General features: G+C 70.0%; 16 protein-coding genes. 8 read left to right on the top strand and 8 right to left on the bottom strand.

What is annotated here, in order from left to right; all coding sequences use genetic code 11:
* The first annotated feature begins 4 nt into the window (after positions 1 to 4).
* Together BLR02_RS14070 and BLR02_RS14065 are read left to right on the top strand one after the other, a co-directional pair.
* A complete protein-coding gene (locus BLR02_RS14070) occupies positions 5 to 937 on the top strand; it encodes a dihydrodipicolinate synthase family protein (protein WP_090663653.1) in 933 nt (310 codons plus the stop codon).
* A gap of 49 nt (positions 938 to 986) precedes the next feature.
* Positions 987 to 2,147, top strand: coding sequence for a GNAT family N-acetyltransferase (locus BLR02_RS14065; protein ID WP_090663736.1), 1,161 nt, complete (start codon positions 987 to 989; stop codon positions 2,145 to 2,147).
* Here BLR02_RS14065 and BLR02_RS14060 read toward each other — a convergent pair whose 3' ends face one another.
* The gene (locus BLR02_RS14060) at positions 2,148 to 3,737 is read right to left on the bottom strand and encodes an ABC transporter substrate-binding protein (protein WP_090663652.1); all 1,590 of its coding nucleotides are present in this window, start codon (positions 3,735 to 3,737) and stop codon (positions 2,148 to 2,150) included. It abuts the gene before it with no gap.
* A gap of 113 nt (positions 3,738 to 3,850) precedes the next feature.
* Here BLR02_RS14060 and BLR02_RS14055 point away from each other — a divergent pair, with 113 nt between their 5' ends.
* The 6 genes from BLR02_RS14055 (at position 3,851) to BLR02_RS14030 (ending at position 8,880) form a co-directional block, all read left to right on the top strand.
* Positions 3,851 to 4,738: a DMT family transporter gene (locus BLR02_RS14055; protein ID WP_090663651.1), complete on the top strand. Its 888-nt coding sequence runs from the start codon at positions 3,851 to 3,853 to the stop codon at positions 4,736 to 4,738.
* A 191-nt stretch (positions 4,739 to 4,929) separates the two neighbouring features.
* A complete protein-coding gene (locus tag BLR02_RS14050; protein ID WP_245704782.1) occupies positions 4,930 to 6,732 on the top strand; it encodes a DNA/RNA helicase domain-containing protein in 1,803 nt (600 codons plus the stop codon).
* 28 nt (positions 6,733 to 6,760) lie between these two features.
* Positions 6,761 to 7,717 carry an SPFH domain-containing protein gene (locus BLR02_RS14045; protein ID WP_090663650.1) on the top strand — a complete coding sequence of 319 codons (957 nt, stop codon included), beginning with the start codon at positions 6,761 to 6,763 and terminating at the stop codon, positions 7,715 to 7,717.
* A complete protein-coding gene (locus BLR02_RS14040; protein WP_245704781.1) occupies positions 7,702 to 8,133 on the top strand; it encodes an NfeD family protein in 432 nt (143 codons plus the stop codon). The genes BLR02_RS14045 and BLR02_RS14040 overlap by 16 nt, the downstream gene beginning before the upstream one ends.
* A 45-nt stretch (positions 8,134 to 8,178) precedes the next feature.
* Entirely contained in the window at positions 8,179 to 8,511 is a 333-nt protein-coding gene (locus BLR02_RS14035; protein WP_090560332.1) for a hypothetical protein, read from the top strand.
* A 21-nt stretch (positions 8,512 to 8,532) separates the two neighbouring features.
* The gene (locus BLR02_RS14030; protein WP_090663649.1) at positions 8,533 to 8,880 is read left to right on the top strand and encodes a hypothetical protein; all 348 of its coding nucleotides are present in this window, start codon (positions 8,533 to 8,535) and stop codon (positions 8,878 to 8,880) included.
* Positions 8,881 to 8,886: 6 nt separating this feature from the next.
* Here the strand turns inward: BLR02_RS14030 and BLR02_RS14025 are convergent, their stop codons facing one another.
* The 7 genes from BLR02_RS14025 to BLR02_RS13995 form a co-directional block, all read right to left on the bottom strand.
* A complete protein-coding gene (locus BLR02_RS14025; RefSeq protein ID WP_090560334.1) occupies positions 8,887 to 9,921 on the bottom strand; it encodes an LLM class flavin-dependent oxidoreductase in 1,035 nt (344 codons plus the stop codon).
* Positions 9,922 to 10,000: 79 nt separating this feature from the next.
* Positions 10,001 to 11,275: a DUF445 domain-containing protein gene (locus BLR02_RS14020; protein ID WP_245704780.1), complete on the bottom strand. Its 1,275-nt coding sequence runs from the start codon at positions 11,273 to 11,275 to the stop codon at positions 10,001 to 10,003.
* 2 nt (positions 11,276 to 11,277) lie between these two features.
* Positions 11,278 to 12,006: a PIG-L deacetylase family protein gene (locus BLR02_RS14015; protein WP_090663648.1), complete on the bottom strand. Its 729-nt coding sequence runs from the start codon at positions 12,004 to 12,006 to the stop codon at positions 11,278 to 11,280.
* On the bottom strand, positions 12,003 to 12,536 hold the full coding sequence (gene ppa, locus BLR02_RS14010) for an inorganic diphosphatase (protein ID WP_090663647.1): 534 nt from the start codon (positions 12,534 to 12,536) through the stop codon (positions 12,003 to 12,005). The genes BLR02_RS14015 and ppa overlap by 4 nt, the downstream gene beginning before the upstream one ends.
* Positions 12,537 to 12,670: 134 nt before the next feature.
* A complete protein-coding gene (locus BLR02_RS14005; RefSeq protein WP_090663646.1) occupies positions 12,671 to 15,004 on the bottom strand; it encodes a xanthine dehydrogenase family protein molybdopterin-binding subunit in 2,334 nt (777 codons plus the stop codon).
* 75 nt (positions 15,005 to 15,079) lie between these two features.
* A complete protein-coding gene (locus tag BLR02_RS14000; RefSeq protein WP_143018133.1) occupies positions 15,080 to 16,327 on the bottom strand; it encodes a glycosyltransferase in 1,248 nt (415 codons plus the stop codon).
* On the bottom strand, positions 16,324 to 19,521 hold the full coding sequence (locus BLR02_RS13995; protein ID WP_090663644.1) for an efflux RND transporter permease subunit: 3,198 nt from the start codon (positions 19,519 to 19,521) through the stop codon (positions 16,324 to 16,326). Before BLR02_RS13995 ends, BLR02_RS14000 begins: the two co-directional genes overlap by 4 nt.
* Between the last annotated feature and the right edge of the window lie 6 nt (positions 19,522 to 19,527).

Below are 19,527 nucleotides of genomic sequence, written 5' to 3'. Positions count from 1 at the left end.
CCGCATGAGCCAGACCCAGCCGAAGCCCCGCTATCGCGGGGTTTTCCCGGTGGTGCCGACCATCTTCGACGAGCGGGGCGCGCTCGACCTCGAGGGGCAGAAGCGCTGCATCGATTTCATGATCGATGCCGGCTCCGAAGGTCTCGCCATCCTGGCCAATTTCTCCGAGCAATTCCTCCTCGCCGATGAGGAGCGGGAGCGGCTGACGCCACTCATCCTCGACCACGTCGCGGGGCGGGTGCCGGTGATCGTCACCACCACCCATCCCTCGGGCCGGATCTGCGCCGAACGCTCTCGCCGGGCGCAGGAGGCGGGGGCGGCCATGGTGATGGTGATGCCCCCTTATCACGGTGCCACCATCCGCTTCGGCGAGGCGGCGATCCATGATTTCTACCGCACCGTCTCCGACGCGATCCGCATCCCGATCATGATCCAGGACGCGCCCGTCGCCGGCACGCCGCTCCCGGCCGCCTTGCTGGCCCGCATGGCCCGCGAGATCGAGCAGGTGGCCTATTTCAAGATCGAGGTGCCCTTCGCCGCCAACAAGCTGCGCGAGGTGATTGCCCTGGGTGGCGCGGCGATCGAGGGGCCCTGGGATGGCGAGGAGGCGATCACGTTGATGGCCGACCTGGAGGCGGGCGCCACCGGCTCCATGACCGGCGGCGGCTACCCGGACGGCATCCGCCAGGTCACCGATGCCTGGTTCGCCGGTGACAAGGAGGCGGCGGCCGCCGCCTATCAGCGCTGGCTGCCGCTCATCAACTACGAGAACCGGCAATGCGGCCTGCTCGCCGCCAAGGTGCTGATGCGGGAGGGCGGCGTCATCGCCTGCGACGCGCCGCGCGCGCCCCTGCCGCCGCTGCACCCGGCGACGCGGGCCGGCCTGATCGAGGTGGCACGGCGCACCGACCCGCTGGTGCTCCGCTGGGGGCGCTGAGCCAAGGGGGCCTTGTCCTCGCGCTGCGGCGCAGCACATGCTGCCGGCAATGCCCTCCGCCCCCCTGACCCTCAGCCTCCACCGTGCCATCGCCGAGTTGCCGGCCGAGGAGTGGGATGCCTGTGCCGGCGGGGACAACCCCTTCGTCAGCCATGCCTTCCTCGCCGCGCTGGAGGAGAGCGGCAGCGCCACGGCCCGGACCGGCTGGCTGCCCCAGCATGCGGCGCTGCGCGACCCGGAGGGGCGGCTGCTGGCCTGCGCGCCCTGCTATGCGAAGAACCACAGCCAGGGTGAGTATGTCTTCGATTATGGCTGGGCGGATGCGCTGGAGCGGGCAGGCGGCCAGTACTACCCGAAGCTTCAGGTCTGCGCGCCCTTCAGCCCCGTTCCCGGGCCGCGCCTGCTGATCCATCCGGGGGCCGGAATCGGCCCCGCCGCCATGGCGCAGGGCCTGGCCCAGGCCTGCGACGATCTCGGCCTCTCCTCCGCCCACATCACCTTCTGCGAGGGTGCGGAGTGGGAGGCGCTGGGCGAGGCCGGCTGGTTGCAGCGGCTGGGGACGCAGTTCCATTGGCACAACAAGGGCTATGCCAGCTTCGAGGATTTCCTCGGCGCGCTGTCCTCGCGCAAGCGGAAGGCGATCCGGCGCGAGCGGCGGGATGCGGCGGCCTCCGGCTTCGTGCTCAAGACATTGCGCGGCCATGAGATCACCGAACGGTACTGGCGCGCCTTCCACCGCTTCTACCGCAGCACCACCGACAAGAAATGGGGCCGCAGCGCCTATCTCACCCCGCGCTTCTGGCCCTTGATGGGCAAGGCGCTCGGAGACCAAGTGGTGCTGATGGTGGCGGAGCAGGATGGCGAGCCGGTCGCCGGGGCGCTGAACCTGCTGGGGCGCGAGGCACTCTACGGCCGTAACTGGGGGAGCCTGGTCGACGCCCCCTTCCTGCATTTCGAGCTCTGCTACTACCGCGCCATCGACTTCGCCATCGAGCACGGGCTGCCGCGTGTGGAAGCCGGCGCCCAGGGCGAGCACAAGATCCAGCGCGGCTACCTGCCAACCCCAACCTACAGCGCGCACTGGATCGCCCATGGCGGGCTGCGCCGTGCTGTCGGCGACTTCCTCGAGCGGGAGCGGCCGGCGATGCTGCAGGAGATGGAGGCGCTCGCCACCCTCTCCCCCTTCAGGAAGGATGGCGAGGCCGAGTGATCAGGCGCGCTTCACGCCCCAGAAGGAGATGATCTCCGAGATCGGCTCGGTGATCGTCTTCCGCCAGGCGGTCGAGGCGAAGTACTGGCCGAGCGGCAGGTAGGGCGCCTCGTCGAAGACCACCTGCTGGATCTCGGCGGCGATCTTCTGCTGTGCGGCAATGTCCGGCGCGTCGAACCAGGAGAGACGCAGCGCCTCCAGCCGCGGCACGTTCGGCCAGCCGAACCAGGCACTTTGCCCGTTCGCCCGCAGATAGGTCATGACGCCGGGGTTGATGCCGTCGATCCCGTTCCAGGTGGTGTGGAACATGCTCCAGCCGCCCCGCTCCGGCGGCTCCTTGCTCGACCGGCGCTGCACCAGCGTGCCCCAGTCGGTCACCCGGAAATCCACCTTCATGCCGAGCTGCTTCAGCAGGTCCTGCCCGACCTCGCCGAGCGCGGTCAGCGCCGGCTGGTCGCTGGGGCTCAGCACCACCACCGTCTCGCCGGCATAGCCGGCCTCGCGCAGCTCGCGGCGGGAGCGCTCGAGGTCGCGCGGGGCGGTGATCGCGGCGATGCCTGCCTCATTCGCCAGCGGCGTGCCGGGGGTGAAGACGCCGGCGCCTGCCTTCCAGAGCGAGGGGTCGGTGCCCGCCGCCGCCGTCATGAAGTCGGCCTGGGACATGGCGCGCAGGACGGCGCGGCGCACGGCCGGCTTGTCGAAGGGGGGGTGCAGCGTGTTGAAGATGCCGGTGCCGATGGTGCCGAGGGGGCTGCCCGGCTTCTGCAGCAGGTCACGCGAGCGGCGCAGCACGGGGATGAGGTCGTTCGGTGGGTTCTCCCACCAATCCACCTCGCCGCTTTGCAAGGCCGCCCCCGCCGTCGCCGGGTCGGGCATCACGGTCCATTCGACGCGGTCGAAGAAGACCTGCTTCGGCCCGGCCGCCCAGTCGGGCGCGCCGCCCTCGCGCGGCTTGTAGTCGGGATTGCGCTCATAGACCACGCGGGCACCGACCACGCGCTCATCCGCCTTGAAGCGGAAGGGGCCGGATCCGATGGTCTCGCGGATCTGGGTATTGGCGTCCTGGCTGGCGATCCGCTCCGGCATGATGAAGAGGGCGGAGGGGCCGACCTTGGCCAGCGTCTCCAGCATCGGGCCGAAGGCCCGCTTCAGCCGGATGGTGAAGCTGCGGTCGTCGGGTGCCGCCATCTCCTCGACCCGCGCCATCAGCGCCTGGCCGAGCGCGTCGCGTTGCGCCCAGCGCTTGATGGAGGCGATGCAGTCCCGCCCGCGCACCGGTTCGCCATCGTGGAACAGGAGGCCGGGGCGGAGGCGGAAGCGCCAGAGCAGCCCATCCTGCACCACCTCATGGGCCTCGACCATCTGCGGCTGCGGCCGCAGCTTGCTGTCGAGGCCGTAGAGCTGGTCATAGACCATCATCGAATGGTGGCGCGTGATATAGGCCGTGGTGAAGACCGGATCGAGCACGGTCAGGTCCGACTGCGGCACGAAGCGCAGCACGCGTGCGCCGGCGGGCTGGGCGAGCGCGGGGCGCGCCAGGCTGGCGGCTGCGGTGGCGGCGGCCCCTGTGATCAGGGTGCGTCTCAGCATGTTCGGTCTCTCCCGGCGTGGGTGTGGGGACCGGCGTCTCCGGCGCGGAAGGAAGCAGCCCCGGGTGCGGCGCGCAAGCGGCATGCTATGAGGGCAAGGGGGGATCGCTGCCGGTGCTGCTTGCCTATGCCCAGCTCGGCGGCGCGATGGCGCTGGTGGGTGCCAATGTCGGCGTCGCCAAGCTGCTGGCCGAGGCCCTGCCCATCCCGCTGATCGCCTGCCTGCGCTGCCTGCTGGCCTGCCTCGTGCTCTGGCCGCTGGCGCGGGCGATGGAGGGCCAGGCGGGCAGGCTGGTGCGGGTCGGTCCGACCGCCCTCCGCAACCTCGCCCTGCAGGCGCTGTTCGGCACCGTGCTCTACAATGCCGGGCTGCTGGCCGGGCTGCGGCACACCACGGCGCTGGAAGGTGGCCTCGTGCTGGCGACGTTGCCGGCGGTGGTCGCCCTCGGCAGTGCGCTTTGGTTGCGGGAACGGCTGGCGCCGCGGCAATGGGTGGCGGCGGGGCTGGCGGCGGGGGGCATGGGTGCGATCACCCTGGCCCGGCTCGGCGGCGATGAGGGGGTGGGGCACCTGCTCGGCAACGCACTGGTCTTCGGCGGCGTGCTGGGGGAGGCGGCTTATGTGCTGCTGGCCAAGCGCATCGCAGGCACCGTGCCGGTGGTGACGGCGAGCCTCTGGATGCAGGGCTTCAGCGCGGCGATGCTGCTGCCGCTCTCCCTGCCGGGCCTCGGCGCCATGGCGGCGCTGGCCGAGCCGAGCCTCGCCGGGCTGCTGGTCTTCCACAGCCTGACGGCGAGCGTGCTCTGCCTGCTGCTCTGGTATGCCGGGCTGCGACGCGTGCCGGCCGGGGTGGCCGGCATCTTCACCGCCTTCCTGCCCGCCAGCTCCTCCTTGGTGGCCGTGGCGGTGCTGGGGGAGGCGTTCACCGCCGTGCATGGGGTCGGGTTCGTGCTGATGGGGGCGAGCCTGCTGCTGGCGACTTGGGCGAGGGGACGGGGATGAGGGCGTGGTTCGCTTGTAGCGGTGCGGAATTGCTGACGCGCGACCCGGCCGATACAGTCGGGCGCCTGGCTTCGGCGCAGTAGGCACGCGGCTTCCCGGGAAGCCCTGAGCAGGAGATAGCCTGGCGGGCGCAGGTGGCTGCGTTGCGTGCTGCTCTTGCCCATCATGCGGCCGCCGCCTGGACCATTGCCTTGGAGTTCGATCTGCTACGGCTCGAAAAGCGCATCGATACGGTGATACTCACCGATCGGGCGATCCTCTGCCTGGAGTTCAAGACCGGCGAACCCACTGACGCGGCCCGTGCTGAAGCCGAGGATTATGCACTGGACCTACGGGACTTTCATGCAGGCAGCCGGACGCACGCCATCGTGCCGGTCCTGGTCGCGGGCGCTGGTAGCTTCCAACCGCCGGCACAGCCATGGCTCTTTCCTAAGCAGCCGACCGACCCGCTGGTGACGGGAGCAGCCGGGCTCACGGAGATGATAGTGTGGGTGCAGGAGATGATCCCGGTGCCGCCGGTCCCGATCGACGGCGCGGCCTGGCTCACCTCGCCCTACCGTCCGGTGCCGACCATCGTCGAGGCGGCAACCATGCTTTATGCCCGTAACGGCGTGGCGGAGATCGCCGAGGCCCGCGCCGATGCTGCCAACCTGACCCGAACTGCAGGGGCTATCGCGCGCCATGTTGCGGCTGCCCAGCGGGATGGGTCACGCCTTGTCATCTTCGTCACCGGAATACCTGGCGCAGGCAAGACCCTGTGCGGCCTTAATGCAGTGTTTGGGCAGACCCGCGACGACAACCGCGCTTTCCTGACTGGCAATGTCCCGTTGGTTGCAGTGCTTCGCGCTGCCTTGTCGCGCGATGCGACGCAGCGCAAGGTTTGTGACCGCCGCGAGGCCGAGCGCCGGGTGAAACAGGCGTTGCAGAATGTCCATCGCTTCCTCGAGGATGGCGCCACTGACCCCAACTACCTACCGCCCGAGCGCCTGATCGTATTCGACGAAGCGCAGCGCGCCTGGGACGAAGCCAAGGCGAAGCTTGGGACCCGCAACAAGCCTTCCCGCCTGACCGCCAGTGAACCCGCGCATACCTTAGAGATTATGGGCCGTCGCCAAGGCTGGGCCGTCATCATCGCCCTCATCGGCAACGGCCAGGAAATCAACACTGGCGAGGCCGGACTGCGCGAATGGGGCCGTGTCATCGCCGCTGACTCCCGCTGGCGAGCGGTGGCTGCCCGCCGCGTGGTGGATGCTGCAGAATCTTCGCAGCGCCTCGCGGAGGAGGGAACGTCCTGGTTAACCTGCGATGAGGAACTGGACCTGACGGTACCAATGCGATCGGTGCGCGACAGGTCTGGCGCCGCCTGGGTGGACGCGGTCTTGCGGGGCGACCTGGATGCGGCGAGGACCATCGCCGCATCCGCACCGGAGTTGGCCTATTTCGTCACGCGTGATGCAACGGCCTGGCGGCAGGCGATTCGGCACTTCGCTCGCGGGCGGCGTCGGGCTGGGCTGGTGCGCAGTTCCGGTGCTAAGCGGTTGCGCGCCGAGGGGCTGGCCGCTGAAGTCGAGAGCGGCGAAGTACCAGACTGGTTCCTGCGGCACTGGCCTGACATCCGCGCCTCGGACGCGCTGGAAACCGCGGCGACGGAGTATGCGTGCCAAGGTCTTGAACTGGATGTAGTCGGGCTCGCGTGGGGTGGAGACTTCAGCCAAGCGTCCGAAGGCTGGCGTGCCTGGCGCTTCGTCGGACAGGCATGGCAGCGGGACCTGAAGGAATATGAATTCGTTCGCAACACCTATCGCGTGCTGCTGACCCGGGCGCGCTACGAGACCATCATTTGGGTTCCGCCCGGGTCTCCGGTTGACGAGCCTTTCCATGACCGAACCCGACCGGCCTCGCGTATGGACGCGATCGCCGCTTTCCTCGTCGCCTGCGGCGCCCGGCCGCTGCCGGCGCTCCCGCCGCCCCTGCCGGCTCTGGCCCTGCTATGATGCCGATCCCATTTTCTCGGAGCCCCCGATGTCCGGCACTTCCATCGTGCTCGTCGCCCTGCTGCTGCTGGCCATCGTCACCGCGGCGCGGGGCATCCGCACCGTGCCCCAGGGCCAGGTCTGGACGGTCGAGCGCTTCGGCGCCTTCACCCGCCTGCTGCAGCCGGGTCTGAATTTCCTCATCCCCTTCATCGATGCCGTCGGCCACAAGCTGAACGTGCAGGAGGTGGTGCTCGACATCCCGGAGCAGTCGGTCATCACCAAGGACAATGCGACGGTGGTGGTGGACGGCATCGTCTATTACCGGGTGATGGACCCGGCCAAGGCGGCCTATCAGGTCCAGAACCTGCAGCAGGCGCTGAACGCGCTGGCGATGACCAATATCCGCGCCGTCATCGGCGAGATGGACCTCGACGCTACCCTCTCCTCGCGCGAGCGGATCAACTCCTCCCTGCTCGCCATCCTCGACGGCGCGACCGATCCCTGGGGGGTGAAGGTCAGCCGTGTCGAGCTGCGCAAGGTGGAGCCGCCGGAGAACCTCGTCCGCGCCATGAACCTGCAGATGACCGCCGAGCGGGAGCGGCGGGCGACGGTGATGAAGGCCGAGGGCGACCGCGCGGCCGCGATCCAGCGCGCCGAGGGCGAGAAGCAGGCCCTTGTCCTCCAGGCCGAGGGGCGGCAGCAGGCGGCCATGCGCGATGCCGAGGCGCGGGAGCGGCTGGCGGAAGCCGAGGCCCGGGCGACCGAGATGGTCGCGGCAGCGGCGGCCGGGGCGGGCGGCGACGCGCTGCGCTACTTCATCGCCGACAAATATGTGAAGGCCTTCGAGGCGCTGGCCGCCAACCCCGCCAGCAAGCTGGTGGTGGTGCCGATGGAGGCCTCGGCCATGGCCGGCGGCATCACCCAGGCGATGGAGCTGCTGCGGCAGGGGCCGCCCGCGTCCAATGCCGTGCCGACCGGGAGTGGTCCGTGGAACCGGGGCTGATCTGGATCCTCGGCGGGCTGCTGCTGCTGCTCGCCGAGTTGGCCATGCCGGGCATCTTCCTGCTGTGGATCGGCGTCGCGGCCATCGGCACGGGGGCGCTGCTGCTGCTGACGCCGCTCTCCTTCGCGGCGGTGGCGATGGCCTTCCTGGTGCTGCTCGGGGGAGGCATCTGGCTGTCGCTCCGCCTGCGCCGGTCGGCGCCGGCGTCCGTGCTCAATACCCCGGCCTCCGGCCTTGTCGGGCGGAGTGGCCTGCTGATGCCGCTCGGCGAGGCGGCGGGGCCGGGCCTCCGGGTGCGGATCGGCGATTCGGAGTGGCAGGCCCGGCTGCCGCTCGAGATCCGCGCACCGGAACGCCCGCTCCGCGTCCGGGTCGAGGCGGTCGAGGGAACGGTGCTGATCGTGCGGCCGGAATAGCGGCCCGGGCTTGAACCTCGGGGGGCTTGCGGCAACATCATCCGCATGGACGATTTTCGGCGCCCCGGCCCGCCTGGCCGGGACCCATCTCCGCCGGTACTCGACATGACGCCGGACGGAGAGTTTCGCGATCCACTGCCCCCCCGCCGAACCTGGCTCGACCGGGCGCTGGGGCGGGTGGGTGGCGTGGCGCTGCTGCTGACCCTTGCGGCTGGCGGGTTGATGATCGTCGCCCTGGCCGTGGTCTTCGTCGGCCTGCTGCTGCCGGTGGCGATCGGCGCTGGCCTGGTGGCCTTCGTCTCGCTCTGGTGGCGGATGCGCCGCGCCCGCCGCGCCGGTGGGGCAGGGCCCGTCCGCTTCGTTGTCATCCGGCGCTGAGGCGCCTCGTCCTGCGCGTCCATGCCGGTCCAGCCGCCCCCGTTCTCCATCGATCCTGCCCGCCTCTATGACGTCGGGCAGGATGGCATCCCCCGAACCGATACGGGGGAGGCGCCGGAATGGCTGAGCCTGCGGCATCGACGCCTGCTGGGCTGGGTGGCGCTGGGCAGCCTCATTGTGGGCGGCCTGGCGGGTCTTTGCGTGCTCTGCTTCATCCTCGGGGCCCGGCTTTGGGCGGCGGCCTTCGCCCTTGCCATGATGGCGGCGACACCATTGCTCGGCATCGGCCCCGTGCTCGACTGGTGGCGCCATCGCCGGCCCTATCGCCGGCGCCATCATAGCCGGAGCCCGGATTTCCCTCCGGGTTGACGCCGCCTATTCGGCGGCGAGCGGAGTGGGGGAGGCGGTCAGCCCGAAGGCCTCGGCCAGCAGTCGGTAGCTGCGTTGCCGGGCCGCAGGGTCGTGGCAGGGGCTGAGCACCGCTACCTCCTGCGCGCCATGCGCCGCGGCCAGGGCCTCCAGTCTTGCCTTCACCTGCTCCGGCGCGCCGACAATGGCCCTGGCGCGGATGCGGTCGAGATGCGCCCGCTCCGCCTCGGAATAGGGATAGGCTTCTGCCTCCTCGACGCTGGGCAAGGGCGGGAAGCGGCCGGTATCGCGGAACAGCCGCCAGAGCTCGCGCGACTTGTAGAGCCGCCAGGCCTCCGCCTCGGTGTCGGCGGTGAGGGCGAAGACGCCGAGGGCGCAATGCGGCGCGGCGAGGCGGCCGGGCTGCGGGCGGAAGCCCTCCCGGTACAGCGCCATGACCTGCTCCGAGCCGCGCTCCGCGATGAAATGGGCGAAGCAGTAGGGCAGGCCGAGATAGGCGGCGAGCTGGGCGCCATAGTCGCTGGAGCCAAGGATCCAGACCTCCGGCCGCGTCGGCACCTGGGGGTTGGCCGCGACCTGGCGGAAGGGGTGGCCCTCCGGCAGCCCGTCGCCGAGCCAGCCGAGCACATCCATCACCTGGTTCGGGAAGCGGTCCGCCGCCTCATTGGCATTGGGGTTCAGGGCGAAGGCGGTGCGCCCGTCGCTGCCCGGCGCCCGGCCGAGGCCGAGATCGATCCGCCCCGGCGCGATGGCCTCCGCGACCTTGAACTGCTCGGCGACCTTCAGCGCCGAGTAGTGGGGCAGCATCACCCCCGCCGTACCGACCCGGATGCGCCGCGTGGTGGCGGCGATGGCAGCCACCAGCATCTCCGGCGCGGAGCCGGCATGGGACTGGCTGTTGTGGTGCTCCGCCAGCCAGTAGCGGCCATAGCCCCAGTCATCGGCGAGCCGGGCCAGGGCCAGCGTCTCGCGGATCGCGTCATCGGCGCCGCGGCCGGAGGCGATGGTGGATTGGTCGAGGATGGCCAGGCGGAGGGTCATGGGGAAACTCTAGCCCGCCCGGCCGGCGACGGAAGGGGGCAGGCCCCTGCCCCTGCCCCTGCCCCTGCCCCTGGCGGCGTCAGAACGAGACCCGGCCGAATATCGCCGTCAGCAGGGCGAAGAGCACGCCGCCGACCAGGAAGCCGACCAGCGTGCCGTTCATCCGCACATATTGCAGGTCGCGCCCGACCCGCAGCTCGATCTTCTCGGTCACCTGGGTCGTGTCCCAGCCGGCGACCACCTGGGCGATGAAGCCGGCGAGCTGGGTGCGGGCGGACGGCAGGATGGTGGCGATCAGCCCCTCCGCCGCGCGGTTCAGCCGGGCGCGGGCCGCCGGGTCCTGCTCCAGCAGGCTGCCGGCATTGGCGAAGGCGCCTTCCAGCAAGGCCACGGTGCGGCCTTGCGGGTTGCCTGCATCGGTGATCAACGCGGCTTTCAGCCGGCCCCAGATATCCTCGATCCAGGCTGCGACGGTGGGGTGCGCGACTGCCTGGCGCAGCGCGCGGCCGACCGCGGCGGCGCGTTCGGGATCGGTCTCGAGCTTGTCGATCTCGCCCCGCAGCCAGACCTCGAAGGCGGCGCGGAGATCGCTGTCGGAGGGCTCCATGCGTGCCAGCTCGGCATTCACCGTGGTGAGGATGCGGCGGGCAACGGCGGCGCCGGCGAGCCACCCCACCAGCGCGCCGCCCTCGGCCCGGACCCGCTGCTCGATCGCGCCGCGCAGCTGGTCCTCCTTGCTGGCGAGAACCAGGCGGAGCTGGCCGATGGCGAGGTCGAAGACCTCGTTGTGCCGCCCGCCCGCCACCAGCGCCCTGAGCGCCCGGGCCAGGATGCGGGCCCCGCCCGGACCGCCTGCCATGCGCGGCAGCAGCCGGCCGAGGAGGCGGCGGGCCCGCCCGTCCTCGATGCTGGCCAGCAGCCGCGGCAGGCTGGCCGCGAGCGCCTCGGCCGCCGGGCGGGCGGCGGCCGGGTCGGCCATGACGCTGCGCAGGATGCCGGCGACATCCAGCCGGCCGAGCACCCGCCGCACCTCGGACTCGGTGAAGACATGGTTGGCGACGAAGCGGCCAAGGCCCTGGCCCAGCCGCTCCTTCTGCCGCGGGATGATGGCGGTGTGCGGGATCGGCAGGCCGAGCGGCCGGCGGAACAGGGCGGTGACGGCAAACCAGTCGGCGATGCCGCCGACCACGCCGGCCTTGGCCGCGGCCTGCAGCATATCCGTCCAGTAGCCGGGCGGCAGCCAATAGGCGGCCACCAGGAGACCGGCCATGCCGATCAGCAGGCCGGTGGCGATGGCGCGGTGGCGCGCCAGCGCCTGGCGGAGTGGCGCCTCAGGGTCGGCGGTCGGCGGCAAGGTCAGGCCAGGCTCTCCACCACATGGGGGAAGACGGATTGATAACCCTCCCCATAGGTCACCGCGCGCTCGGAGTTCCGCGCGGCCTGGGCACCACGCTGCAGGGCGACGCGGGTGTAGTATTCCCAGAGATGCTCCTGCCCGGCCATGCAACGGATGGCGGCCAGTTTCCGCTCCCAGACCGGGGTGATGTCCAGCAGCATGTCCGGCGCCCAGCGGCACTGCTCGGGCTGGTGCGGCTCGAAGAGATAGACGGGCGGCGCGCCGACCACCGGCACGCCCGGCTCATGCCCATGCGCCTGGGCGATGATGCGGGCATGCTGGGCGAAGTCGGTCGTTGCCGGATGGTCGTGGTTGTAGGGGTCTTCCTTGCTGTGCGTCAGCACGAAGCGGGGGCGCAGCGCCCGGTAGACCGCGGCGAGGCGGAACAGGCTCTCCTGTCCGAGCGTCAGCGGGTAATCGCCAAGATCCCAGAATTGCAGGTCATGGACGCCGAGCGCCGTGGCGGCCCGTTCGGCCTCGCCCTGCCGCTCGGACTTGACCCGCTCCAGCGTCATGCCGGGCTGGCGCCAGAGCTTGGCGCTCTCGCCCCGCTCGCCGAAGGAGAGGCAGATGACCGTCACCTGCCAGCCCCGTTCGGCATGGAGCGCGATGGCCCCGCCGGCGCGCCAGACGAAATCCGCCGAATGGGCGCTGACGACCAGCGCCGTTCCGGTGGATGCCGTGGTCATTCCGCGGCCTTGGCCCGCTCGATGGCTTCCAGGATCAGCTGCCTGGCCTCGGCGGCATCGCCCCAGCCGGTGATCTTCACCCACTTGCCGGGCTCGAGATCCTTGTAGTGCTCGAAGAAGTGCTTGATCTGGTCGAGCGTGATCTGCGGCAGGTCGGAGTAGTTGGCGACCTTCTCGTAGCGCCGCGTCAGCTTGGTCGAGGGCACGGCGATGATCTTCTCGTCGATGCCGCCGTCATCCTCCATCTTCAGCACGCCGACCGGGCGGACATTGATGACGGCACCCGGGACGATCGGGCGGGTGTTGGCGATCAGCACGTCGATCGGGTCGCCATCGTCGCTCAGCGTGTGCGGAACGAAGCCGTAATTCCCGGGATAGCGCATCGGCGTGTAGAGGAAGCGGTCGACGACCAGCGTGCCGGCCTCCTTGTCCATCTCGTATTTGATCGGCTCGCCGCCGATGGCGACCTCGACCACCACATTGATATCCTCGGGTGGGTTCTTGCCGATAGCGATGGCGTCGAGACGCATGGACCGTGATTCTCCGGAAAGGGGCCCATCCTGGGCCGGGCCCCTTTCCTTAGCATTGACGGGCGACGGAGTGCGACTCCCCGCCGGAACGGGGGGCCGTTCCGGCAGCGGGCGTACTTCCGGGGAGGGCGGCGTTAGGCCGCCTTCGCCATGGCGATCGCCTTCCACACCGTCTCCGGCGTCGCCGGCATGTCGAGATGGGTGACGCCGATGGGCGAGAGCGCATCGACCAGCGCATTCATCAGCGCCGGCGGCGAGCCGACCGCCCCGGCCTCGCCGGCCCCCTTCACCCCGAGCGGGTTGGTCTCGCAGGGGACGGAGAGGAACTCCACCTCGATATCCGGCAGGTCCTCCGCCCGGGGCAGGGCGTAGTCCATGAAGGAGGCGGAGAGGAGCTGGCCGCTCTCCGGGTCATAGGCGGTGCGCTCATGCACCGCCTGGCCGATGCCCTGGGCCACGCCGCCATGCACCTGGCCGCGCACGATCATCGGGTTGATCGCATGCCCGACATCGTCGACCACCACGTAGCGCGGCACCTCGATCAGGCCGGTATCCGGATCGACCTCCACCTCGGCGATGTGGCAGCCATTGGGGAAGGTGTGGGACTTGATCTCGGCAACCTCGGCCGCGTCCAGCAGCGTGGCGGACTCGCCGCGCGCCGCCCGCTCCCGCTGGATATTGGCCAGCGAGAGGATGTCGACGCCGCGATCCGTGCCAACCACCGAGAAGCGGCCGCCGATGGATGCGAATTCGATATCGGCCACCGAGGCTTCGAGATGCTCGGAGGCGGCCTGCTTGCCCTTCTCGACCACGGTCGCGGCGGTCAGCAGGATCGCCTGCCCCTCGGAGTAGAGGCTGCGCGCGCCGCCGGTGCCGCCACCCGTCGGGATCTCATCCGAATCGCCCTGGACGATGCGGATCTTCTCCATCGGGATGCCGAGCTCATGGCTCGTCAGCATGGCATAGGCGGTCTCGTGCCCCTGGCCGGTGGACTGCGTGCCGACCAGGACATCGACCATGCCATCGGCGGCGAAGCGCACCTCGGCCCGCTCCGTCGGCCCGCCGCCGGTCGCTTCCAGGTAATAGGCAACGCCGATGCCGCGCCGCTTGCCGCGGGCCTCGGCCGCCTTGCGGCGGGCGGCGAAGCCGGCCCAGTCGATATTCCTCAACGCCGCATCCAGCACCGCGCCGAAGTCGCCGCTGTCATAGCGCTGGCCGACCGCGGTGACATAGGGCATGGCGCTTGGCTGCACCATGTTGCGCTTCCGCAGCTCGACGCGGTCGATCCCCAGCTCACGCGCCGCGGCATCGATCAGCCGCTCGACGACGTAATTGCTCTCCGGCCGCCCGGCGCCGCGATAGGCATCGACCGGCACGGTGTTGGTCAGCACGCCGATGACATGGGCGTGGATCGCCTGGAAGTTGTAGACGCTGGCCAGGACCTTGGTGCCCGCGCCGGTCGGGATCATCGGCGCGAAGGTCGAGAGATAGGCGCCCATGCCGGCATAGTTGGTGGTGCGCAGCGCCAGGAATTTGCCGTCCTTGTCGAGGGCCAGCTCCGCCTCTGTGATGTTGTCGCGGCCCTGCGTGTCGGACTGGAAGGCCTCGGTCCGCTCGCTGGTCCACTTCACCGGCCGGCCGAGGCGGCGCGCCGCCATGCAGACCAGGGCATACTCGCCGTACAGGTAGAGCTTCATGCCGAAGCCGCCGCCCACATCCGGGGTCACGACGCGGAACTTCTCCGGCGGCAGCTTAAAGACGCTCTCGGCCAGCAGGTTCTTGACCAGCCAGGAGCCCTGGGTGCCGCAGAACAGGGTGAACTTCTCGTTGGCCGCGTCGTATTCGGCGGTCGCGGCGCGGACCTCCATGCTGTTCACGATGACGCGGTTGTTGACGACCGTCAGCTTCGTCACATGCGCCGCCTGCGCGACGAGCTCCGCCGCCTTCGCCTTGTCGCCCGTCTCCCAGTCGAAGACGGTGTTGTTCGGGATCTCGTCCCAGACCTGCGGCGCGCCGGGCTTATAGGCGGTGGCGAGGTCGGTCGCCGCCGGCAGCAGGTCGTAATCGACCATCACCGCCTCGGCCCCGTCCCGCGCCGCCTCATAGGTCTCGGCGACGATGAAGGCGACCGGGTCGCCGACATGGCGCACCCGGTCGGTCGCCAGCGCGCCGCGCGGCGTGTTGGAGCGCTCCGTGCCGTCGCGGTTCTTCAGCGGGATGACGCAGGGGATCTCGCCGAGGCCTTCCGCCTCCCAATCCTTGCCGGTGATGACGGCGAGCACGCCCGGTACGGCGAGCGCGCCGGAGGTGTCGATCGAAAGGATCTTCGCCGCGGCATGCGGGCTGCGCAGCACCACGCCATGGGCGACGCCCGGCATGGCGATGTCGTCGGTATAGCGGCCGCCACCGATCAGCAGGCGCGGATCCTCGATCCGTCGCATCGGCTGGCTCAGCCCGAATTTGGCCATGGTGACCTCCCGTCCAATGTCTGCCCCATCATCTGCGGAGGAAGGGGGCGACGGGAAGAGGGGGAAGGCGTGAAATCAGCGGCCGCCGAGCCAGGCCTCCACCCGGTCGCAGGCCGCGCCGACCCCATCCTCCGCCCGGATGGCCCGGCCGATGGCCCCGGCCCGGGCCTCGACCTCCGGATTGTCGAGCAGCGGCCCGAGGGCTTTGCTGGCCCGGTCCGCCCGGTAGCGTGCAGTGGGGAGGCTGGCGGCGATGCCGAGCCGGGCGAGCCGCGCCGCATTGTCCGGCTGGTCGTGGCTGAAAGGCACCACCAGCATCGGCCGCCCGGCCCGCATCGCCTGGGCCGAGGTACCGATGCCACCCTGGTGGATGATGGCCGAGGCGGCGGGGAACAGGGCGGAATGCGGCAGGTAGTCCACCGCCAGCATCCCGGGCGGCAGGGGGCCGAGGGCGGCACGGTTCGCCGCTGTCCCGGTCAGCAGCACCGCCCGCTGGCCGAGCAGCCGCGCGGCCTCCAGGCTCTCGGCGAAGAACCGGCCTGGCGCGTAGATGGCGGCCGAGCCCAGGGTGAAGACCAGCGGCGGCGGGCCGGCGGCGAGGAACCGCGCCAGCTCCCGCGGCATCGGCGCCGGCTCGTCCCAGAAGGGGAAGCCGGTCGGCGGCGGTTCGGCCCGGCTCAGCAGCGGCGAGAAGAGCGAGAGGGAGAAGGCCGGCGGGCGCGCGGCATTGAGAATGGGGTCGGTGGCCGCGGGCAAGCCGAGTTCCACCCGGAACGCGGCGACGTCCCTGGACCAGCGACCGACCATCCATCGGGCGACGGATCGTATCGCCGGGCCTGCCAGGCGCCGCAGCCACTCCGCCCGCCAGAGCCAGTCATAGCCGCCGGGGATGCCCGGATCCTCGGCCGAGAACAGGGTGAAGGGCTGGAGATAGGCGGGCGCCCAGGGCAGGCCGCGGCACTCGGCCACCATCGGCGCCGCGGCGGCGACCGGGCTGGCGAGGATCAGCGCCACCCCCTCGCTGGCCGCCATCAGATCGGCATAGGCATCGCGGATGGGCTCGGCGACCAGGGTTCGCCAGACGAATTCAGGCCCGGTCCGCCGGTCCATCGCCCGGGCGAAGGCGGCGAGGTCCGGCTCGCCCTCCGGCATGCTGGGGCGCATGGGGGCGAAGCCAAGCCCGGCCGCCTCCACCCGTCCGCGATAGCCCTCGGCCGTGGCGATGGTGACCTGATGGCCACGGCCCCGCAGCCCCGCCGCCACCGCCAGATAGGGGAAGAGATCCCCAAGCGATCCGGTGGTGGCGAGGAGGATCCGGCTCAAGACCGGGTGCTGTCGGTCTTGTCCGGCGCCGGGTGGGGCGACTGGCCGGGACCGACCGAGGCATGCGCCTCCACCGGGCGGATGCCCATCCAGCCCTTCACCCGCTCCCGCGTCGCCTGAAAGACAACGTAAAGCATCGGGATCATGAAGATGCCGATGATCGAGGCCGCCAGCATCCCGCCGAAGACCGGCGTGCCGACCGCGCGGCGGGAGAGCATGGCGGCGCCCGAGGCCGTCACCAGCGGCACCAGGCCGAGGACGAAGGCGATCGAGGTCATCATCACCGCGCGGAAGCGGAGGCGGGACCCCTCGATCGCCGCGTCGCGGATGGACATGCCGCGCTCCCGCGAGTCCTTGGCGAATTCGATGATCAGGATGCCGTTCTTCGCCGCCAGCGCGATCAGCACCACGAGGCCGATCTGCGCATAGACATCGAGGCTGAGCCCCGCGATCTGGATGGCGAGGAAGGAGCCGAGGCCGCCCACCGCCACCGACAGCAGCACCGGGACCGGGATGGTCCAGCTCTCATAGAGGGCGACCAGGAAGAGGTAGGCGAAGAGGATGGCGAGCGCGACCACGTAGATGGTCTGCCCGGCCGCCAGCCTCTCCTGATAGGCGGTACCGGTCCATTCATAGCCATAGCCAGCGGGCAGCACCCGGCGCGAGAGCTCCTCCATGGCGTTCAGCGCATCGCCCGAGGAGACGCCGGGCTTCGGCGCGCCGTTGATCAGCACCGCGCGGTAGTTGTTGTAGCGGCTGATCGTCTGCGGCCCGACCACGATCCGCACATCGGCGAAGGCGCGGAGCGGCACCATGTCGCCCCGGCTGTTGCGGACGCGGATGCGCCAGATGTCCTCGATGTCGTCGCGGTCCTGCGCCTCGGCCTGGATATTCACCTGCCAGGTGCGGCCGAACAGGTTGAAGTCGTTGACGTAGAACCCGCCCAGCGCCGCCTGCAGCGCCGAGAAGATGTTGGAGATGGGGATGCCGAGGGCCTGGGCCTTGTCGCGGTCCACATCGAGGAAGAGCGAGGGCGTCGCCGCCGAGAAGGTCGAGAAGACCTGCTGCAGCCGCGGGTCCTGGTTGGCCGCGACGACGAGGCCGAGCATCGCGCTGCCCAGCTCCGCCGGGTCGCGACCCTGAAGGTCCTGGAGCTGGTACTCGAAGCCGCCGCCGGTGCCGAGGCCGATGATCGGCGGCAGGTTGAAGGCGACGACCGTGGCGGTGCGGACATTGGCACCCGCGCCGAAGACCCGCCCAATGGAGGCGAAGACCGAATCCGCCGCGTCGGTCCGGTCCTCGAAGGGCTTCAGCCGGGCCACGATGAAGGCGGAGTTGGACTGCGCGCCCTGGTCGATCAGGCTGAAGCCGACGATCGCCAGGACGTTCTCCACCGCCGGGATGCCCTTCAGGATGCCCTCCACCTGCTCCACCGTGGCGCGGGTGCGGGAGAGGGAGGCGGCCTGCGGCAGCGAGACCTGGATGAAGAAGGTGCCCTGGTCCTCCTGCGGCAGGAAGCCCTGCGGCGTCTTCGAGCCGATGGTGAAGATGCCGAAGGCGATGGCCGCGGTCAGCGCGAGCGACAGGATCGAGATCCGCACCAGCCGCTTGACGACCGAGGCATAGCCGTCCCGCACCTTGTCGATACCCCGCAGGATATACTTGATCGGCCCCCGCTTCGGGCCGGTATGGCGGAGGAAGAGCACGCAAAGCGCCGGCGAGAGGGTCAGCGCATTCAGCGCCGAGATCACCATCGCCGCCGAGATGGTCACCGCGAACTGGCGGAACAACACGCCCGAGAGGCCGGGGATGAAGGCGATGGGAACGAAGACCGAGAGCAGAACGAGGGTGATGGCGATGATCGGCGCGGTGATCTCGGCCATGGCCTGCTTCACCGCTCGCGCCGGCTCCCATTCGGGGTGCTCCTCCATCACCCGCTCGACATTCTCGACCACGACGATCGCGTCGTCGACGACGATGCCGATGGCCAGCACCATGGCGAGCAGCGAGACGGTATTCGCGCTGTAGCCGATGGCAAGCAGGATGGCGAAGGCGCCGATCAGGCTGACCGGCACCGCGATGGTCGGGATGATGGTCGCCCGCAGCGAGCCGAGGAAGAGATAGACCACGATGACGACGAGGACGAAGGCCTCGAGCAGGGTGTGGATCACCTCCTCGATCGTATCGACGACGAAGGTCGAGCTGTCATAGAGCACCTGCGCCCGCATCCCCTCGGGGAAGCGGGTCGAGAGCTCGTCCAGCGTGCGCTTCATCGCGTTCGAGACGGTCACCGCATTGGCGCCGGGCGAGAGATAGACGCCGACCGTGACGGCGCTCTGCCCGTTCAGCCGGCTCACCGTGTCCATGCTCTGGGCGCCGAGCTCGACGCGCGCCACGTCCCGCACGCGCAGGACCGAGCCGTCCGGATTGGCCCTGATGATGATGTCGCTGAACTGCTCGGGCGTGATAAGGCGCCCGAGCGTCTGGATGTTCATCTGGAATTGCTGGGTGTCGGGAATCGGCTGGGCGCCGATGCGGCCGACCGCGGCCTGGATGTTCTGGCTCTGGATCGCCGTGATCAGGTCCTGCGGCGTCAGGTTCAGGCTGGTGAGGCGGTCGATCTCGAACCACACGCGCATGGAGTAGTTCTGCGCGCCGAAGATGTTCGCCTGGCCGACGCCGGGCACGCGCGCCATCCGGTCCACCATGTTGATGGTGAGGTAGTTCGACAGGAAGAGCGGCGTATGCTCGGGGTTCGTCGAGGTCAGCGCGATGAACTGCAGCACCGAGGAGGACTGCTTGCGGACGATCAGCCCGGCCCGCTGCACCTCCTGCGGCAATCGGGCGATATTGGCCTGGATGCGATTGTTGACGTTGACGGTGTTGATGTCCGGGTTGGTGCCCAGGGCAAAGCTGACCGAGAGTTGGTAGGTGCCGTCATTGGCGCTGTTCGAGCGCATGTAGATCATGTTCTCGACGCCGTTCACGGCGCTTTCGATGATCTGCGCGACGGTCGCCTCGATGACGGCGGCGGATGCGCCCGGATAGGTCGCGTTCACCGAGACCTGGGGCGGCACGATGTCCGGGAACTGCGCGACGGGGATGCGCAGCAGGGCCAGCAGCCCCGCGAGGGTGATGACGATGGCGATGACGATCGCCAGCCGGGGGCGGTCGACGAAGACGCTCGAGATCATGGCGGG

Source organism: Belnapia rosea (assembly GCF_900101615.1).
Taxonomy (GTDB): domain Bacteria; phylum Pseudomonadota; class Alphaproteobacteria; order Acetobacterales; family Acetobacteraceae; genus Belnapia; species Belnapia rosea.
Note: the sequence above shows the minus strand (reverse complement) of the source record. Positions and strands in the feature narration are given on the sequence as shown.